The following is a 19,255-nucleotide window of genomic DNA, read 5'->3' as shown; positions in this document are numbered from 1 at the left end:
TGAAGTTTTTTTAGATATCTAGTAATATAGTATTAATATTAAAAGGTTATGATGAGGTAAAGTAGGTTTATTAAGCTTGCAGAGAGGGACTTTTACTAGCTGAGAGAAGTCTCAAGCCAATGATAAATTGAAGTGCACCTTTGAACTGTTGCCTGAAACTAAGTAAGGTTAATCGGCTGGCACCGTTAAAGCCTTTGAGTTGGGGTATTTTAGCCCAATCAGAGTGGAACCGCGGGATAGAACCGTCTCTGTATTTTAGAGACGGTTTTTTTATATTTAAAATTAGTTAACTATATTGAACTTGATTTAATAAATGGAGGGGTTTTATGTTTAAATATTTGAAGGAGGATGTTAGCTGTATAAGAGAAAGAGACCCAGCGGTAAAAAGTACCTTAGAGGTTTTACTTTGCTATCCAGGATTACATGCAATAATATTTTATAGAATAGCACACTGGTTTTACAACAGAAGACTTTTTTTAATTGCAAGGCTGATTTCAACATCAGCAAGATTTTTTACATGTATAGATATTCATCCAGGGGCTAAAATTGGGAAAGGTATATTTATAGATCATGGATTAGGGGTTGTAATTGGTGAAACTGCAGAGATAGGAGATAATGTTACAATTTATCAAGGTGTTACTTTAGGGGGAACGGGAAAGGATAAAGGGAAAAGACACCCTACTATAAGAGATAATGTAGTTGTAAGCAGTGGAGCAAAAGTATTGGGTCCTTTTGAGGTTGGAAATAACTCGAAAATAGGAGCAGGTGCTGTAGTATTAAAGGAAGTACCTCCAAACTGTACAGTTGTGGGGGTGCCTGGAAGAGTGGTAATCAAAGACAATAGAAAGGTATCTTCTTTAAGTAAAGACATAGATTTAGATCAGATTAAGCTTCCAGACCCGGTAGCACAAGAGCTAGAGTGCTTAAGAAAGAGGATAGTTGAGCTAGAAAGCTATATTTACGAATTAAAAAGGAGAGATGAAGATGAAACTATACAACACTCTAACTAGAGTAAAGGAAGAATTTAAGCCAATAAATCAAGACAAAGTTACCATGTATGTTTGTGGGCCTACGGTATATAATTATATACATGTAGGAAATGCAAGACCGCTTGTTGTTTTTGATGCATTAAGAAGATATCTTCAGTATAAAGGTTATAAAGTAGATTATTTAGTTAACTTTACAGACATTGATGATAAGCTTATAAACAAGGCTAATGAAGAAGGAAGTACTGTAAAGGAAGTCGCAGAAAGATTTATATCAGAGTACTTTGAAGATACAAGCCGGTTGAATATAAAAGAAGGTGAAACAAATCATCCTAAGGTTACGGAGCATATAAAAGAAATTATTGATTTTATACAAGAACTTGTCCAAAAGGGATACGCTTATGATGTTAACGGTGATGTTTACTTTAATGTAGGAAAGTTAGATGATTATGGAAAGCTTTCGAAAAAAAATATTGAAGATCTTGTGTCGGGCTCAAGAGTTGAAGTAAATGAAATAAAGAGAAATCCAATGGATTTTGCATTATGGAAAGGAGCAAAGTCTGGTGAGCCATCATGGAATAGTCCATGGGGCAAAGGTAGACCTGGATGGCATATTGAATGTTCAGTAATGGCTAGAAAATATTTAGGAGATACTATTGATATTCATGCTGGAGGAGAAGATTTACAATTTCCTCATCATGAAAACGAAATAGCTCAGAGTGAAAGTCTTACTGGAAAGCCATTTGCTAACTATTGGCTTCATAATGGAATGCTAAATGTTGAGAATAAAAAAATGTCAAAATCAATGATGAACTTTTTTACAGTAAGAGAAATCAGCAAAGAATTTGATTTAGAGATATTAAGATTTTTCCTATTATTAGCTCATTATAGAAAACCTGTGAATTTTAGCAGAGAACTTGTTGAGCAAGCTAAAAATGGACTTGAAAGATTATACAATGGGAAAAACAATCTTGAGTTCCTGATGGACAGTTGTGAAGCAAAGGAGTTTAGTAATGAGCATAATGCTATTTTAAGCGATATAGAAGCTTTAAAGCAGAAGTTCATAGATAGTATGGAAGATGATTTAAATACAGCTGATGCAATATCTGTTTTATTTGAAATAGTAAAATACTCAAATACCAACTTAACAAAAGAATCTCCAATAGCTTTAGTGAAAAAAATATATGAAATTTTCATGGAACTTAGTGGAGTATTAGGTATTTTAGACGAAAAAGATGAGATACTAGACGAAGAGATATTAGAACTTATTGAAAAAAGAAATGAAGCAAGAAACAATAAAGATTTTAAACTTGCTGATAAAATAAGAGATGATTTGAAAGATAAAGGTATAGTGCTAGAGGACACTAAAGATGGTGTAAAATGGAAGAGAACTAGGTGATTATATGGAAAATAATTTTTTTGAAGGGTTTAGACATATATGTAATAATTGGGGAGTAGATGCAAAAATGCTATCTTCATTACAGCTTGCATATGTTGGAGATGCAGTATATGAACTTTTCGTTAGAACGTATTTGATAGGAACAAAGAACATTTCTGTGAATGGAATGCATAAAGAAGCAGTACAATATGTTAAGGCTAAAGCTCAGGCTGATATAATACATTCGCTTGAAGAAAGGCTTACGGAAGAAGAGTGGAGTATTGTTAAAAGAGGAAGAAATGCAAAATCAGGTACTGTGCCTAAAAATGCTAGCCTTCAAGACTACAGATATGCTACAGGTTTTGAAGCATTGATAGGATTTCTATATCTTACAGAAAAGCATGAAAGAATATTAGAGATATTCAGCATGATAATTAAAGATTAATAAAATATACTAATAAGGGGGAAAAGAAATGTCTGCAAAGCTTAAAGTAAGTCTTTTGAGATATACTCCAGATGCTGAAAAGCTAGTAGCAGCATCAGCTAAATTATGTTATTCTCAGGTTGGAATAGATACGATAGAAGAAAAGCTAAACGATAATAAGGTTACAGAGTTTTTGGACATGCTTATGGAAATGGGTCATGAGTCACCTATAGAACATGTATCTTTTACATTTGGGGTAGAGGGTGTGAGTAGAGTGCTTACTCATCAGTTAGTTAGACATAGAATAGGAGTATCGTATTCTCAACAATCACAGAGATATGTTAAATTAGAACAATTTGACTATATAGTTCCACCTTCAATAGAAAGTGTTCCTGAAGCTAGGGATGTATTTATAAAGGCAATGGAAGAAGATCAAAAGCATTATGGCGAAATGGTTAAAATTCTTTTTGATAAACATTATGAATCATATATAAAAGATGGATATGCTGAAAAAGCTTCAAGAAGAATGGCTGAAAAGAGTTCAATAGAAGATGCAAGATATGTGTTTCCTAATGCATGCGAAACAAAAATAGTATTTACCATGAATGCCAGAGCATTATTTAACTTCTTTAAACATAGATGCTGTAATAGAGCACAATGGGAAATAAGAGAACTAGCTACTGAAATGCTTAAACTGGTAAGACGGGTTGCACCTACATTGTTTAAATATGCAGGACCAAACTGCTTAAATGGCCCTTGTCCAGAAGGAAATATGACATGCGGTAAGATAAAAGAAGTAAGAGAAAAATTCAGTGCGTCATAGTATATTAAAATGTAAATGTATTATAAAATTAGTATAGCTAATACTATTATTATTCCAAAATCATATATTGATGACCAAGCTCAAAATAATTAATTGAATTTGAATATGAAAGAAGATAAGAGAATAATAATGAGATTTTACTAAGAAAACTAGACGAATGAAGGGAAAAAATCTGTTTTTATATTTGTGAAACTCAGCTTACGCTGACTAAGAAGTTATAGCGCAATCGTAGATTTCTGTAACCTCATTATATCTGGGTGGAGTGTTTTTCGGAGCGAGTTTGCAAATTTTAAGATTTTTTCTCTTATCTAATAGCTTACAATTCTAATAATTCTGCTTTTTAATTGGAAGTAAAGATAAGTAGATTACACAAATCTTCGATTTGCTGTAAGTTACTTAGTTTCTTTATCAATTGAATAGCTTATAGATTGGTTCAGCTATAATTCAACTAGAGAGAAAATTCCATCTGAATTAAGTTTTATTGTATTTACCTAATAGTTTTCTCAAAATCTTCATAGTAGAAACGTTCTTTTTTTATATTCAAATCTACACGCTTGGTTATTTGGTCAGGTAATTTTGAAAAGAGGTGAATAAAATGAGTTATGAAAATTATATAGAAGGTAGGAATCCAGTAATAGAAGCCTTGAAGGCTGGAAGAGAGATTGAAAAGATATTGGTTGCAAAAGGTTCTAACCAAGGGTCTGTAAACAAGATAGTAGGAATGGCAAAAGACAAAAGAGTTGTTATTCAGTATGTGGAAAAAAACAAATTAGATTCGATGTCGGATACTGGCTCACATCAAGGTGTTATTGCAATAGCTTCAGCACATTCATATAAGACTATAGAGGATATTATTAAACTGGCTGAGGATAGAAACGAAGATCCATTTGTAATAGTACTTGATGAAATTGAAGACCCTCATAATTTGGGAGCAATATTGCGTACTGCTGAATGTGCAGGTGCACATGGTGTAATAATCCCTAAAAGAAGAGCTGTTGGACTTACTCCTGTTGTTGCCAAAACTTCTGCTGGAGCAATAGAGTATATGCCAGTGGCTAAGGTTCCTAATATATCTGCTGCAATTGAAGGGCTAAAAGAAAAGGGAATATGGGTGTATGGTGCTGATATGGATGGTGAGAGTAATTATTTTGAGAAAGATTTAAAGGGACCTATAGCTATAGTTATAGGTAGTGAGGGAAAAGGGATAAACAGACTAGTAAAAGAAAAATGTGATTTTTTGGTAAAAATACCTATGGTCGGAAGGGTATCCTCTTTAAATGCTTCTGTTGCAGCTTCAGTACTTATATACGAAGTCTTAAGGCAGAGAGGTTCAAATATATGATATGAAGGGCAATGTTAAAGAATATTTATTTGTCGATGGTTATAACATAATTAACTGTTGGGATGATCTCAGAGCACTTAGCAATATAAGTCTTGAAACTGCTAGAAACGAGCTTATTGATATAATGGCCGAATATCAATCATATACAGGAATAAAGGTTATAATAGTATTTGATGCGCATCTGGTTAGAGGTAGTATAGAGAAGAAGGAAATTATTAAAGGGATAGAAATTATATATACAAAAGAGAAAGAAACTGCAGACCACTATATTGAGCGAAAACTTGATGAAATTGGCAGGATTAAAAAAGTTAGAGTAGCAACATCTGACTGGATAGAACAGCAAATAGTTATAGGCAGAGGAGGAACTAGGATTTCAGCTAGAGAACTTAAATTAGAGATAGGCCAACAAAAAAACATGATAAGAAGAAAAAATGCAAAAAATAATGAGACTAATGACCTACTTATAGGAAGACTAGATAGAAAAACTTTAGAGAAACTTGAAAAATGGAGAAAGAATGAGTAAATTAGGTTGACTGATAAATACCAGTTAATATATAATAGAGTATATGAGTTCCGGGGTATTTCAACATTTTGCTGGAGGGGATGCTGGTGGGTTTGAGTGTACAAAACGAGTTATCTGTTGATACATATGATGTAATGGAGGATGAAAGGATTCTAGAAGATGCTAGAAATGGAGATCCTACGGCGCTAGAGTATCTTATTAAGAAATACAAGAACTTTGTAAGAGCGAAAGCTAGATCATATTTTTTAATAGGTGCAGATAAAGAAGATATAATACAAGAAGGTATGATTGGTCTTTATAAAGCTATACGTGACTACAAAGAGGACAAGCTTACGTCCTTTAGAGCCTTTGCAGAATTATGTATAACTAGGCAGATAATTACTGCAATAAAAACAGCTACAAGGCAAAAACACATACCATTAAATTCATACGTATCATTAAATAAACCTATATATGATGAAGAATCAGATAGAACACTATTAGATGTTTTATCGGGAGCAAAGATCACTGATCCAGAGGAATTAATAATTAGCAGAGAAGAATTAAAGTCTATTGAAAATAAGATAGGAGAAATACTAAGCGACCTAGAGTGGGAAGTTCTAATGTCATATCTTCAAGGAAAATCCTATCAAGAAATAGCTGTTGATTTAGATAGGCATGTGAAATCTATAGATAATGCTCTTCAAAGAGTGAAAAGAAAATTAGAAAGATATTTAGAAGTAAAGGATTTATAATAATATATGAAAATGATATAGAATTTTTTTCTATTGACATCAAAATACATAGATAGTAAAATTATTTAGTGGTGTTTGATGCCCACGTAGCTCAGCAGGTAGAGCACTTGCATGGTAAGCAAGAGGTCACCGGTTCAAGTCCGGTCGTGGGCTCCATACATATTTTAATTGTGGAACGCCCGGTTAAGTTTTCTTATAGCGTATGTAATTTTGACATTCTTATTTATCTATTTAGATATTGACATCAAGAGGCTTAAGCTAAGAGCCGTAAGTTACATTAAAAAATATTAAATGAGGAGGAATAAGAAAATGGGAAAAGCAAAATTTGAAAGAAATAAGCCACACGTAAACATTGGAACAATAGGACACGTTGACCACGGTAAAACAACATTAACAGCAGCAATCACAAGAGTAATAAACACAAAATACGGATTTGGAGAAGCAGTAGCATTTGATAACATAGACAAGGCACCAGAAGAAAGAGAAAGAGGAATCACAATATCAACAGCACACGTAGAGTATGAGACACCAAACAGACACTACGCACACGTTGACTGTCCAGGCCATGCTGACTATGTTAAGAACATGATAACAGGAGCAGCACAAATGGATGGAGCAATCTTAGTTTGTTCAGCAGCAGATGGCCCAATGCCACAAACAAGAGAGCATATACTATTATCAAGACAGGTAGGAGTACCATACATCGTAGTATTCCTAAACAAATGTGATATGGTAGATGACGAAGAGTTAATCGAGTTAGTAGAAATGGAAGTAAGAGAATTACTAAGCGAATACGAATTTGATGGAGATAATACACCAATCATCCAAGGATCAGCATTAAAAGCATTAGAAGGCGACCCAGCATGGGAAGAAAAAATAATAGAAATGTTTGAAATAATAGACGAGTATATTCCAACACCAGAAAGAGATACAGACAAACCATTCTTAATGCCAGTAGAGGACGTATTCTCAATCACAGGAAGAGGAACAGTAGCAACAGGAAGAGTAGAAAGAGGAATCTTAAAAGTACAAGACCAAGTACAAATCGTAGGATTAACAGAAGAACCAAGAACAGTAGTATGTACAGGAGTAGAAATGTTCAGAAAGTTATTAGATGAAGCACAAGCAGGAGATAACATCGGAGCATTACTAAGAGGAGTACAAAGAACAGATATCGAAAGAGGTCAAGTACTAGCAAAGCCAGGAAGTATAACACCACATACAAAATTCAAGTCTGAGGTATACGTATTAACAAAAGAAGAGGGTGGAAGACATACACCATTCTTTGATGGATACAGACCACAGTTCTACTTCAGAACAACAGACGTAACAGGATCAGTAAAATTAGAAGAAGGCGTAGAGATGGTAATGCCTGGAGATAATGCAACATTTAATATAGAATTAATCACACCGATAGCAATGGAAGAAGGATTAAGATTCGCTATTCGTGAAGGTGGAAGAACAGTAGGAGCTGGAGTTGTTACACAAATTATTGAGTAATTAATTAAGACTAGGTCTTTGACCTAGTCTTTTTTGAGAAAATAGTATTTTGTGTATTTTAATGGAAATACTAACTTAAAGATGTAAGCAATTATTCATATACCTATATTTGTAATTTTTTATTGACATACATTTTGTTTTATGATAGTTTATATAAAGTGATGTAGTTATCATTGGGTATTTATGCCCGAATATAAGTTGATTTTCATATATACTTACTGTTTAAATGTGTAGGAGGTGTGTACAGTGAGAGTTAAAGTTACGTTAGCGTGTACAGAGTGCAAACAAAGAAATTATGACACAACAAAAAATAAGAAAACGAACCCAGATAGAATAGAAATGAAGAAATACTGTAAGTTCTGTCATACTCATACAACTCATAAAGAGACCAAGTAGTTTGTATTACAAATCTAGGTAAGGATGTGAAGTGGAATGGCGGCTCAAACCAGCGCTGAAAAAGGAAGTGCAGCAAAAAGGTTAGGTAGTTATTTTAAGGGAGTAAAGGCTGAGCTTAAAAAAGTAAATTGGCCAAATAAAAAAGAATTGGTTAATTATACAGTGGTAGTATTGGTTACTTGTGCTGTTGTTTCTTTAGTAGTTTGGCTTCTTGACTCAGGATTACATCGATTATTGTCATTTATATTGAAATAAGAGATGAATGATGAAAGATGAAGGAGGGAAGGACCTTATTATTGGTCCCCGCAAGTTATGACAGATAGGTCAGATAAAGGTAAGTGGTATGTAGCACATACTTATTCAGGTCATGAGAATAAAGTTAAAGCAAATATCGAAAAGTTAGTAGAAAACAGAGGTATGCAAGATGTCATCTTTGAAGTGGAAGTACCTACTGAAGAATATGTAGAAACTAAAAATGGCAAAAAGAAAACAAAAGAGAGAAAAATGTTTCCAGGATATGTATTGGTTAAAATGATTATGACTGATGAATCTTGGTATCTTGTTAGAAATACAAGAGGTGTAACTGGATTTGTTGGTCCAGGCTCTAAACCTGTTCCACTTACGGATGAAGAAGTAAAAGCTTTAGGGGTACAGGAGGTTTTACCACAGATTGATGTTAATGTTGGAGACATAATAAAAGTAACTTCAGGGCCTTTTGAAAGTTTCATAGGCACTGTTGAGAATATAAACTCTGAAAAGAGAAAATTGAAAGTATTTGTATCAATGTTTGGAAGAGAAACTCTCGTTGAGTTAGACTTCGACCAAGTTGAGAAGCTTTAATATTGTTAACAAAGCTAAATTAGCTTTATTATAGATAGATATCTAGTTTCTAAAGTGGGAGGGTTTAACCCGACTTACCACAACATTATTAAGGAGGTGTACAGGAAATGGCAAAAAAAGTTATAGCTATGGTCAAATTACAAATTCCAGCTGGTAAAGCTACTCCAGCACCACCTGTAGGTACAGCTTTAGGACCACATGGTGTTAATATAATGCAGTTTACAAAAGAGTTCAATGCAAAAACTGCTGATCAAGCTGGTATGATAATCCCAGTTGTACTAACAGTTTACCAAGATAGATCATTTACATTTATAACTAAGACTCCTCCAGTAGCTGTATTGCTTAAAAAAGCAGTAGGAATTGAATCAGGCTCTGGAGCTCCAAATAAGACTAAAGTAGCAAAAATATCACAACAAAAAGTTAGAGAAATTGCAGAATTAAAAATGCCTGACTTAAATGCAGGTAGTGTAGAAGCAGCTATGAGCATGGTTGCAGGTACTGCAAGAAGTATGGGTATTGTTGTAGAAGAGTAGTAATAAAGTGGGAGGTATATCCACCGCTAATACCACAAAGGAGGTTTATTAAATGCCAAAAAGAGGTAAGAATTATCAAGAAAGCGCTAAATTATTTGATAGACAAAATCTACATGATGTAGAAGAAGCAATTGAATTAGTGCAAAAAACTGCAAAAGCTAAGTTTGATGAAACAATTGAACTTTCTGTAAAGCTTGGCGTTGATCCTAGACACGCTGACCAACAAGTTAGAGGTGCTGTAGTTTTACCACATGGTACTGGTAAAACTAGAAAAGTACTTGTATTTGCTAAAGGCGATAAGGCTAAAGAAGCTGAAAACGCTGGAGCAGACTATGTAGGAGCAGAAGAATTTATAACTAAAATTCAAAATGAAAACTGGTTTGATTTTGATGTAATAGTAGCAACACCTGACATGATGGGCGTTGTTGGTAGACTAGGTAGAGTGTTAGGTCCAAAAGGCTTAATGCCAAACCCAAAATCTGGGACAGTAACATTTGATGTTGAAAAGGCTATTAGTGATATAAAAGCAGGTAAGGTTGAATATAGAGTAGATAAGACTAGTATTGTACACGTTCCAGTTGGAAAAGCATCATTTGGTACACAAAAACTAAAGGAAAATTTTGATACAGTTATGGAAGCTATAATTAAAGCTAAACCATCAGCTGCAAAAGGTAAGTACTTAAAGAGTGTTGTTATTTCTAGCACAATGGGACCTGGAATTAAAATTAATTCACAAAAATTAATGGACTAAAAAGTATTGACAATAAATCAAATCATTGATAAAATATCGATGATATAAATTAATAGATTATCCGTAGACAGTAGGTGCCGTATGGTTTAAATTATTAGCCTACCGAGGTTACAAAATTATAATTGCGATTATAAAGCCTCTCATGTCTATGGAGAGGCTTTCTTATATAATGTAAGAAAGCACAACTAAAAGATTACCTTTTTTAAGGAGGTGGAACATATGAGTTCAGTTTTAGACCAAAAAAAGCAGGTTGTTGAAGAAATTAAATCAAAAATTAGTGGTGCAAAATCAATCGTTCTTGTTGATTATAGAGGGTTAACTGTTGAAGAAGTTACTGAATTAAGAAAAAAGTATACAGAAGCTGGAGTTGACTATAAAGTATACAAAAACACAATGATGAGATTTGCATTTAAAGAAGAAGGATTTGAAGCATTTAATGATCATCTAACTGGACCGAATGCGATTGCAATCTGTAAAGATGATGCAGTAGCTGCAGCTAAAGTTACAAGTGAATTTGCTAAAGATCATAAGAACTTAGAGTTGAAGGCTGGTATCGTAGAGGGTGAAATTGTAGGAATAGAGAAGATTAAGGCAATAGGTGAATTACCATCTAAAGAAGTTCTTCTTACTCAATTAGTTGTTGCATTAAACTCACCTATTTCGAAGCTTGCTAGAACTATTCAAGCGATAGTAGATAAAGAGCCACAGGAAGCTTAATAATAATTTGAAAAATGGAGGTATACAATAATGAGTGAAAAAATCACAAAATTAATAGAAGATGTAAAAGCATTATCAGTTTTAGAATTATCTGAATTAGTAAAAGCTTTAGAAGAAGAATTTGGTGTAAGCGCACAAGCTGCTGTTATGGTAGCTGGTGGTGCAGCTCCAGCAGCTGGTGGAGCTGCTGAAGAAAAAACTGAATTTGATGTTATCCTAGCAAGTGCTGGTGGAGAAAAAATCAAAGTTATTAAAGCTGTTAGAGAATTAACTGGTTTAGGATTAAAAGACGCTAAAGAATTAGTTGACAATACTCCAAAACCAATAAAAGAAGGCGCTTCAAAAGAAGAAGCTGACCAAATCAAAGCTAAATTAGAAGAAGTAGGAGCAACAGTAGAAGTAAAATAGTTGCTACTGAATAATGAACAAAGGCTTCATAGTACTATGAAGCCTTTTTCTATAGTATATATTTGATTTATAAAGAAATTTTAAGACACATCTAATTCTGAACGCAAAAGTTCACATTCTTTTTATAACTCATAGGAAAGTATAAATTTTCCTTAAAACTAGCTTTCCGTTAAATGAGTTTCAAGAAAGGCTACCTTGATATAATAATGTTCTAATATGAGCCTTTTTAAGCTTAGTACTATATTAAGTGTACCTAGCAATGTCTATATGAAACATTCCCAAACATACTGAACTACGCTCAAAACTATATATAATGTTTAAAAAATGTTCACTTGACAACTTTATTTTTGTGTGATAGTATTATAAAATGCAAAATAGGCGTTTTTTGGCATAGATTTTGAATAAAAGATATAATTTATGGCAATATTATAATAGATATGTTTATATTCTAGAAATTACCAGCATTATGGGTAATTTAATTTTGATTATTTAAGTTTTAATAAGGGGTGAATTATTATGGTGCATCCTGTTTCAGTTGGAAAACGGGTTCGTATGAGTTATTCTAAGATTGATGAAGTGCTAGAATTGCCAGATTTAATTGAAGTGCAAAAAAGATCCTATGATTGGTTTATTGAAGAGGGTTTAAGAGAAGTATTTGAAGATATTTCTCCAATACAAGATTATACTGGAAACCTTATTCTAGAATTTGTTGATTATTCAATTGGTGATGAGGCAAAGTATGATGAGGAAGAGTCAAAAGAAAGAGATGTTACATTTGCAGCACCATTAAAAGTTAAGGTGAGACTTATCAACAAAGAAACAGGAGAAGTTAAGGAACAAGAAGTGTTTATGGGAGATTTCCCATTAATGACTGATAAAGGTACGTTTATTATAAACGGTGCAGAGAGAGTTATTGTAAGCCAGTTGGTAAGATCACCTGGAGTTTATTTTTCTGAGGAGATAGATAAAACTGGTAAGAGATTATACTCTTCGACAGTTATACCAAACAGAGGCGCTTGGTTAGAATACGAAAGTGATTCTAATGATATAGTTCATGTTAGAGTTGACAGAACTAGGAAGTTACCTCTTACTATTTTACTTAGAGCATTAGGATATAGCACTAACCCATCAATAATAGGACTTCTAGGCGAAAGCGAACAGTTACTTAAAACATTAGAAAAAGATAGCACAAAAACGGAAGAAGAAGGACTTCTTGAGATATATAAAAGACTAAGACCAGGCGAACCACCTACTGTAGATAGCGCAAGATCATTGATAAATACTTTATTTTTTGATCCTAAGAGATATGATTTAGCAAGAGTAGGTAGATACAAGTTCAACAAGAAATTATCTCTTTATAGTAGAATAGCTAATAGAAGATCGGCAGACAGAATAATTGACCCGAATACTGGTGAAATTTTAGCTGAAAAAGAAGAGAAAATTACAAGAAAGAAAGCTATACAGATAGAAAATGCTGGTATCAACGTGGTCGAGGTATTAACAGAAGAAAATAAAATTGTAAAAGTAATGGGCAATCATTTTGTTGACATAAAAGCATTTAAACTACCTTTTGCACTTGACGATTTTGGTATCAAGGAAAAGGTATGTTATCCTGTAATGAAGGAATTAATTGACAAATATGCTGAACCTGAAGAGCTTAAAGAAGCTATTAAAGACAGAATAAGAGAGCTTTCACCAAAGCATATAACAATTCCTGATATCATTGCGTCTATAAATTATGAGTTTAATTTATTTTTTGGAATCGGAAACATTGATGATATTGATCATCTTGGGAATAGAAGACTTCGTTCTGTAGGTGAGCTTTTACAAAATCAATTTAGAATAGGTTTATCAAGAATGGAAAGAGTAGTCAGAGAAAGAATGACGATCCAAGATATTGATGTAGTAACTCCACAGGCATTGATAAATATTAGGCCTGTTGCGGCTGCTATTAAAGAATTCTTCGGAAGTAGCCAGTTGTCTCAATTTATGGATCAAACCAATCCGTTAGCAGAGCTAACACATAAAAGAAGGATGTCGGCTTTAGGTCCAGGTGGTCTAAGTAGAGATAGAGCAGGCTTTGAGGTTAGAGACGTGCACCATTCTCACTATGGAAGAATGTGTCCGATAGAAACTCCTGAAGGCCCAAATATAGGACTTATCACATCCTTGACTACTTATGCAAGGATAAATGATTATGGGTTTATAGAAGCCCCTTTTAGAAGAGTCGATAAAGAAAATGAAATTGTTACAACTGAGATAGATTATTTAACTGCTGATATAGAAGATGAGTTTGTTGTAGCTCAGTCAAATGAGCCATTAGATGCTGAAGGAAGATTTGTAAATAAAAGAGTAATAGCTAGGGGAAAAAGCGGATCAATCGATGTTGTTCCTAATGAAGAAATTGATTATATGGACGTATCTCCTAAGCAAATAGTTTCTGTTGGTACTGCAATGATACCATTCCTTGAGAACGATGATGCCAATAGAGCACTGATGGGGGCGAACATGCAGCGTCAGGCAGTTCCACTATTAAAGACACAGGCTCCTATAGTTGGTACTGGAATGGAATATAGGGCTGCTAAAGACTCTGGAGTTGCAATTGTAGCTAAAAACAGCGGTGTTGTTACAAGGGTTACGGCTGATGAAATTATTGTAAGAAGAGATGAGGATGCGCAGCTTGATAGGTATAAGTTGCTTAAATTTAAGCGTTCAAATCAAGGTACATGTATTAACCAGAGACCTATTGTTAGTAAAAATGAAAGAATAGAAAAAGGTCAAGTATTAGCAGATGGTCCTTCAACTGACCAAGGTGAGATTGCACTTGGTAAAAACCTGTTAATAGCATTCATGACATGGGAAGGCTATAACTATGAGGATGCTATTCTGTTAAATGAAAAGCTAGTAAAAGAAGATGTTTTAACATCTGTTCATATAGAAGAATATGAGTCTGAAGCAAGAGATACTAAGCTTGGACCAGAAGAAATTACTAGAGATATTCCAAATGTCGGGGAAGAATCACTAAAAGATCTTGACGAAAGAGGAATTATTAGAATTGGAGCTGAGGTTGAAGCTAACGATATATTAGTTGGTAAGGTAACTCCAAAAGGAGAGACTGAGCTAACAGCAGAAGAGAGATTATTAAGAGCAATTTTCGGCGAAAAGGCAAGAGAAGTTAGAGATACATCTTTAAGGGTTCCACATGGCGAGACTGGAATAATAGTTGATGTAAAAGTTTTCACAAGAGAGAATGGAGATGAGCTTCCACCAGGTGTGAATCAGCTTGTAAGAGTGTATATTGCTACTAAACGTAAAATAAATGTTGGGGATAAAATGTGTGGTAGACACGGTAACAAGGGTGTTATTTCTAGAATACTTCCTGAAGAGGATATGCCATTCCTTCCAGATGGAACTCCTTTACAAGTAGTTCTAAATCCTCTTGGTGTGCCTTCTCGTATGAATATTGGGCAGGTCTTAGAGGTGCATCTAGGGTTAGCTGCTAAGCAAGCAGGACACATGATTGCTACACCAGTATTTGATGGTGCGAATGAAGATGATATAAAAGAGGCACTAGTTGATGTAGGATTACCTGGTAGTGGAAAAATACAGCTAAGAGATGGCAGAAATGGAGAGCAATTTGATAATCCAGTAACAGTAGGATATATGTATATGCTAAAACTCCATCACCTTGTTGATGATAAGATCCATGCTAGATCAACAGGTCCGTATTCATTAGTTACACAACAGCCTCTTGGAGGTAAGGCGCAGTTCGGAGGACAAAGATTTGGAGAGATGGAAGTTTGGGCACTAGAAGCATATGGGGCATCTCATACACTTCAAGAAATATTAACTGTAAAATCAGATGATGTTGTAGGACGTGTAAAGACTTATGAGGCAATAGTTAAAGGTGAAAGTATACCTGAGCCTGGAATACCAGAATCCTTTAAAGTTCTGATCAAAGAGCTTCAAAGTTTAGCTTTAGATGTAAAAGTATTAACAGAAGAAGACGATGAAATAGAAATTAAAGAGTCAGTAGATGATGAAATAAATGAACTGAATATAGGGTTAGATTCTGAAGATAATGATACAGGATTTGAAAATGAATATTACAACGACTACGAAGAAAATAGCAATGAAAATGACAGCACTGACGATGGCTACGATGATGATTTTGAAAATGATGTCGAAGATATTGACGAAGACAAAGTAATCTTCGATGACGATAATTCATTTAACGAAGATGACTTTTAAGAAAATGATTAAAGACTCTATACTATTTAATAGAAGGGAGAGAAAGCCCCTTGTTCGAGCATGATAATTTTGATTCAATTAAAATTGGTCTAGCATCCCCTGAAAAGATAAGACAATGGTCTAAAGGTGAGGTAAAGAAACCTGAAACGATAAACTATAGAACTTTGAAGCCTGAAAAAGAAGGACTTTTCTGTGAAAAAATATTTGGACCTACAAAAGACTGGGAATGCCATTGTGGTAAATACAAAAGAGTAAGATATAAAGGTGTTGTTTGTGACAGATGTGGCGTTGAAGTCACTAAGTCTAAAGTAAGAAGAGAAAGAATGGGACATATTGAATTAGCAGCGCCAGTATCTCATATTTGGTATTTTAAAGGAATTCCAAGCAGAATGGGACTTATATTAGATATGTCACCTAGAGCTCTAGAAAAAGTATTATACTTTGCTTCTTATATAGTAATTGAAGCTGGAGAAACTCCACTTTCTGAAAAGCAGCTTCTGAGTGAAAGAGAGTATAGAGAAGCAGTAGACAAATATGGAAAGAAATTCAAAGCTGCCATGGGGGCTGAAGCTGTTAAAGATATTTTAGCTAAGATTGATTTAGAAAGGGAAGCTAAAGACCTAAGAATACAGTTAAAGGAAAGCTCAGGGCAGAAGAAGATAAGAATTATTAGAAGACTTGAGGTTGTTGAAGCATTTAGACAATCTGGCAACAAGCCTGAATGGATGATTATGGATGTTGTTCCGGTTATTCCTCCTGATTTAAGACCAATGGTACAGCTTGATGGAGGTAGATTCGCAACATCAGATTTAAATGACTTATACAGAAGAGTAATTAATAGAAACAATAGATTAAAAAGATTACTGGATCTTGGAGCACCAGATATTATCGTTAGAAACGAAAAGAGAATGCTTCAAGAGGCAGTAGATGCATTGATAGATAATGGTAGAAGAGGAAGACCGGTAACTGGTCCTGGAAATAGACCTCTTAAGTCTCTGTCAGATATGCTTAAAGGAAAACAGGGAAGATTCAGACAAAACCTACTTGGTAAAAGGGTTGACTATTCTGGACGTTCAGTTATCGTAGTTGGTCCAGAGCTTAAATTTTACCAATGCGGACTTCCTAAGAAAATGGCATTAGAATTATTTAAGCCATTTGTCATGAAAAGATTGGTAAATGAGGGGTATGCTCATAATATTAAGAGTGCTAAGAGAATGGTTGAGAAAGTTAAACCTGTTGTATGGGATGTGCTCGATTCTGTAATTAAAGAACATCCGGTTTTACTTAACCGTGCTCCAACACTTCATAGACTTGGTATTCAGGCTTTTGAGCCAGTGTTAGTTGAAGGTAAGGCAATTAAGCTTCATCCACTTGTATGTACTGCATACAATGCAGACTTTGACGGAGACCAGATGGCAGTCCACGTGCCACTGTCAACAGAAGCACAAGCGGAAGCTAGATTCCTTATGCTATCTACAAATAATATACTAGCTCCAAAGGATGGAAAGCCAATAACAACTCCGACACAGGATATGGTACTAGGTAGCTATTATTTAACTGTAGATAACTCAGGTGAAGAAGGCGAAGGCATGGTATTCAAAGATTATGATGAAATGCTATTAGCTTATAATAATGGTGCTGTTGGGTTACATGCAAAAGTAAAAGTGAGAAGAAGATTAAATGAAGATGATGCTAAAGGTAAGCTTGTTGAAAGCACTGTTGGTAGATTTATATTTAATGAAAACATACCTCAAGATTTAGGCTTTGTAGATAGGACTGAGGATAAGTACTCCTTAGAGATAGATATGTTAGTTGACAAGAAGATGTTAGGTAAAATAGTTGAAAAATGCTTTAGAAAGCATGGAAATACTATTACATCTGTAGTTTTAGATAACATAAAACAGACTGGATTCCACTTCTCAACTATAGGTGCAATAACAGTTAGTATCGAGGATATTGTGGTTCCAAAAGAAAAAGAGATATATATTTCTGAAGCTGAAGAGTTAGTTGATAAGTATGAAAAATCTTATAGAAGAGGTCTTATTTCTGATGAAGAAAGATATGAAAGAGTAATTGAGGTTTGGAACAAGACGACAGAGAGAGTTACAGATGCATTGATGAATAACCTTGATAGACTTAATAACATATTCATAATGGCTCATTCAGGTGCTAGAGGTAGTAAAAATCAGATAAGACAGCTTGCAGGTATGAGAGGCTTGATGGCAAATGCATCAGGTAGAACAGTTGAACAGCCAATCAGAGCTAACTTTAGAGAGGGACTTACAGTACTTGAGTTCTTTACTTCAACGCACGGTTCTAGAAAGGGTCTTGCTGATACGGCTCTAAGAACTGCGGACTCTGGGTATTTGACAAGAAGACTTGTTGATGTAAGTCAGGATGTTATAGTTAGAGAAGAAGACTGTGGAACAGACCAATATCTAGTTGCAAGAGCATTTGCAGATGGCAGGGAAGTCATAGAAGAATTGTGGGACAGAATAGAAGGAAGATATGCTTACGAAGATGTTATAAATCCTAGTACTAGTGAAATAATAGTAAAAGCTGGGGACTTAATAACTGAAGATAAAGCAGATAAAGTGATTGCAGCAGGAATAGAAGAAGTAAAAATCAGAACTGTTTTAGGCTGTAAGACAAGACACGGTGTATGTGGTAAGTGTTATGGTAGAAACCTAGCAACAGGAAGTGCTGTTGATTCTGGTGAAGCGGTAGGTATAATAGCTGCTCAATCTATAGGTGAGCCTGGTACACAGCTTACAATGCGTACCTTCCATACAGGTGGTGTAGCTGGAGCAGATATTACACAAGGTCTTCCTAGGGTTGAAGAATTGTTTGAAGCAAGAAAGCCTAAAGGACTTGCTATAATCTCAGAAATAGCTGGTAGAGTTTCAATAAACGAATCTAAAAGAAGAAAAGAAGTTATTGTAACTTCTGATGATGGAGAAGCAAAAACTTACAATATACCATATGGTTCAAGAATAAAAGTAAGAGAAGGCGATGTCTTAGAAGCAGGAGATGAGATAACACAAGGTTCGGTTAACCCACATGATATTTTGAAAATCAAGGGAATATCTGGCGTTCAAAAATATATCGTTAAGGAAGTACAAAGGGTTTATAGAATGCAAGGTGTTGATATCAATGATAAGCATATTGAAGTAATTGTAAGACAGATGCTTAACAAAGTTAAGGTTGAAGATTCAGGAGATACTGACTTACTTCCTGGAGGTCTTGTAAATATATTTGACTTTGAAGAAACAAATCAAGCTGTTGAAGAACAGGGCGGAAGACCTGCTGTTGGAAGAAGAGTGCTTCTTGGTATAACTAAGGCATCTCTAGCAACAGAATCATTCCTATCTGCTGCATCATTCCAAGAAACGACTAGAGTTCTTACTGAAGCAGCAATAAAAGGAAAAGAAGATCATTTAATTGGATTAAAAGAAAACGTACTAATAGGAAAGCTTATACCAGCAGGAACGGGAATGAGAAAATACAAAGATATAGCAATAAATACTACAGAAGAAGTTATAGCAGAAGAATAAGATATAAATATTGACACTGTTTAAAACTGGTGATAAAATAATTGAGTGTGTGAATTTGTATAGTTGACTCTTTTGCTATTCAAGAAGATTATGTG

The 19,255-nt window shown here is 34.5% G+C and carries 17 protein-coding genes, 1 tRNA gene and 2 other annotated features; all 18 genes read left to right on the top strand.

What is annotated here, in order from left to right; translation table 11 throughout:
- Nucleotides 1-39: 39 nt before the first annotated feature.
- Nucleotides 40-253: a binding site (T-box leader), on the top strand.
- Between the two features lie 73 nt (nt 254-326).
- On the top strand, nt 327-1,010 hold the full coding sequence (gene cysE, locus HNR33_RS09890) for a serine O-acetyltransferase (protein WP_429082885.1): 684 nt from the start codon (nt 327-329) through the stop codon (nt 1,008-1,010).
- The gene (gene cysS, locus HNR33_RS09885; RefSeq protein ID WP_429082883.1) at nt 985-2,385 is read left to right on the top strand and encodes a cysteine--tRNA ligase; all 1,401 of its coding nucleotides are present in this window, start codon (nt 985-987) and stop codon (nt 2,383-2,385) included. The genes cysE and cysS overlap by 26 nt, the downstream gene beginning before the upstream one ends.
- A gap of 4 nt (nt 2,386-2,389) precedes the next feature.
- Entirely contained in the window at nt 2,390-2,809 is a 420-nt protein-coding gene (locus tag HNR33_RS09880) for a Mini-ribonuclease 3 (RefSeq protein ID WP_429082882.1), read from the top strand.
- Nucleotides 2,810-2,837: 28 nt separating this feature from the next.
- Nucleotides 2,838-3,611: an FAD-dependent thymidylate synthase gene (gene thyX, locus HNR33_RS09875; protein WP_429082880.1), complete on the top strand. Its 774-nt coding sequence runs from the start codon at nt 2,838-2,840 to the stop codon at nt 3,609-3,611.
- Nucleotides 3,612-4,206: 595 nt separating this feature from the next.
- Nucleotides 4,207-4,953 (top strand): 23S rRNA (guanosine(2251)-2'-O)-methyltransferase RlmB, encoded by a 747-nt coding sequence (gene rlmB / locus HNR33_RS09870; protein ID WP_429082879.1) that lies wholly within the window; start codon nt 4,207-4,209, stop codon nt 4,951-4,953.
- Between the two features lies 1 nt (nt 4,954).
- Nucleotides 4,955-5,476: an NYN domain-containing protein gene (locus HNR33_RS09865; protein WP_429082878.1), complete on the top strand. Its 522-nt coding sequence runs from the start codon at nt 4,955-4,957 to the stop codon at nt 5,474-5,476.
- A gap of 86 nt (nt 5,477-5,562) precedes the next feature.
- The gene (sigH, locus tag HNR33_RS09860; RefSeq protein ID WP_429082876.1) at nt 5,563-6,210 is read left to right on the top strand and encodes an RNA polymerase sporulation sigma factor SigH; all 648 of its coding nucleotides are present in this window, start codon (nt 5,563-5,565) and stop codon (nt 6,208-6,210) included.
- Between the two features lie 80 nt (nt 6,211-6,290).
- Nucleotides 6,291-6,366: transfer RNA gene (locus tag HNR33_RS09855), tRNA-Thr, on the top strand.
- Nucleotides 6,367-6,519: 153 nt separating this feature from the next.
- Nucleotides 6,520-7,710, top strand: a complete 1,191-nt coding sequence (gene tuf, locus HNR33_RS09850; protein WP_429082857.1) for an elongation factor Tu — start codon at nt 6,520-6,522, stop codon at nt 7,708-7,710.
- 246 nt (nt 7,711-7,956) lie between these two features.
- Complete coding sequence (rpmG, locus tag HNR33_RS09845) at nt 7,957-8,106, top strand: 50S ribosomal protein L33 (protein WP_429082874.1); 150 nt, start codon at nt 7,957-7,959, stop codon at nt 8,104-8,106.
- Between the two features lie 36 nt (nt 8,107-8,142).
- Complete coding sequence (gene secE, locus HNR33_RS09840) at nt 8,143-8,361, top strand: preprotein translocase subunit SecE (RefSeq protein WP_429082873.1); 219 nt, start codon at nt 8,143-8,145, stop codon at nt 8,359-8,361.
- A gap of 57 nt (nt 8,362-8,418) precedes the next feature.
- Nucleotides 8,419-8,946, top strand: coding sequence for a transcription termination/antitermination protein NusG (nusG, locus tag HNR33_RS09835; protein WP_429082871.1), 528 nt, complete (start codon nt 8,419-8,421; stop codon nt 8,944-8,946).
- A gap of 107 nt (nt 8,947-9,053) precedes the next feature.
- Nucleotides 9,054-9,479: a 50S ribosomal protein L11 gene (rplK, locus tag HNR33_RS09830; RefSeq protein WP_429082870.1), complete on the top strand. Its 426-nt coding sequence runs from the start codon at nt 9,054-9,056 to the stop codon at nt 9,477-9,479.
- A 52-nt stretch (nt 9,480-9,531) separates the two neighbouring features.
- A complete protein-coding gene (gene rplA, locus HNR33_RS09825; RefSeq protein WP_429082869.1) occupies nt 9,532-10,230 on the top strand; it encodes a 50S ribosomal protein L1 in 699 nt (232 codons plus the stop codon).
- A 43-nt stretch (nt 10,231-10,273) separates the two neighbouring features.
- Nucleotides 10,274-10,403: a sequence feature (ribosomal protein L10 leader region), on the top strand.
- A gap of 46 nt (nt 10,404-10,449) precedes the next feature.
- Complete coding sequence (gene rplJ, locus HNR33_RS09820) at nt 10,450-10,947, top strand: 50S ribosomal protein L10 (protein WP_429082868.1); 498 nt, start codon at nt 10,450-10,452, stop codon at nt 10,945-10,947.
- 30 nt (nt 10,948-10,977) lie between these two features.
- Nucleotides 10,978-11,355: a 50S ribosomal protein L7/L12 gene (gene rplL / locus HNR33_RS09815; protein WP_429082866.1), complete on the top strand. Its 378-nt coding sequence runs from the start codon at nt 10,978-10,980 to the stop codon at nt 11,353-11,355.
- Nucleotides 11,356-11,871: 516 nt separating this feature from the next.
- Complete coding sequence (gene rpoB, locus HNR33_RS09810) at nt 11,872-15,606, top strand: DNA-directed RNA polymerase subunit beta (protein WP_429082865.1); 3,735 nt, start codon at nt 11,872-11,874, stop codon at nt 15,604-15,606.
- 50 nt (nt 15,607-15,656) lie between these two features.
- Entirely contained in the window at nt 15,657-19,160 is a 3,504-nt protein-coding gene (rpoC, locus tag HNR33_RS09805) for a DNA-directed RNA polymerase subunit beta' (RefSeq protein WP_429082864.1), read from the top strand.
- Nucleotides 19,161-19,255: the final 95 nt, after the last annotated feature.

The sequence above is a fragment of the Brassicibacter mesophilus genome (assembly GCF_050433385.1).
In the GTDB taxonomy this organism is placed as follows: Bacteria; Bacillota; Clostridia; order Tissierellales; family Proteiniboraceae; genus Brassicibacter; species Brassicibacter mesophilus.
The sequence above is the reverse complement of the archived record's forward strand: the minus strand, read 5'-3'. Positions and strand labels throughout refer to the sequence as shown.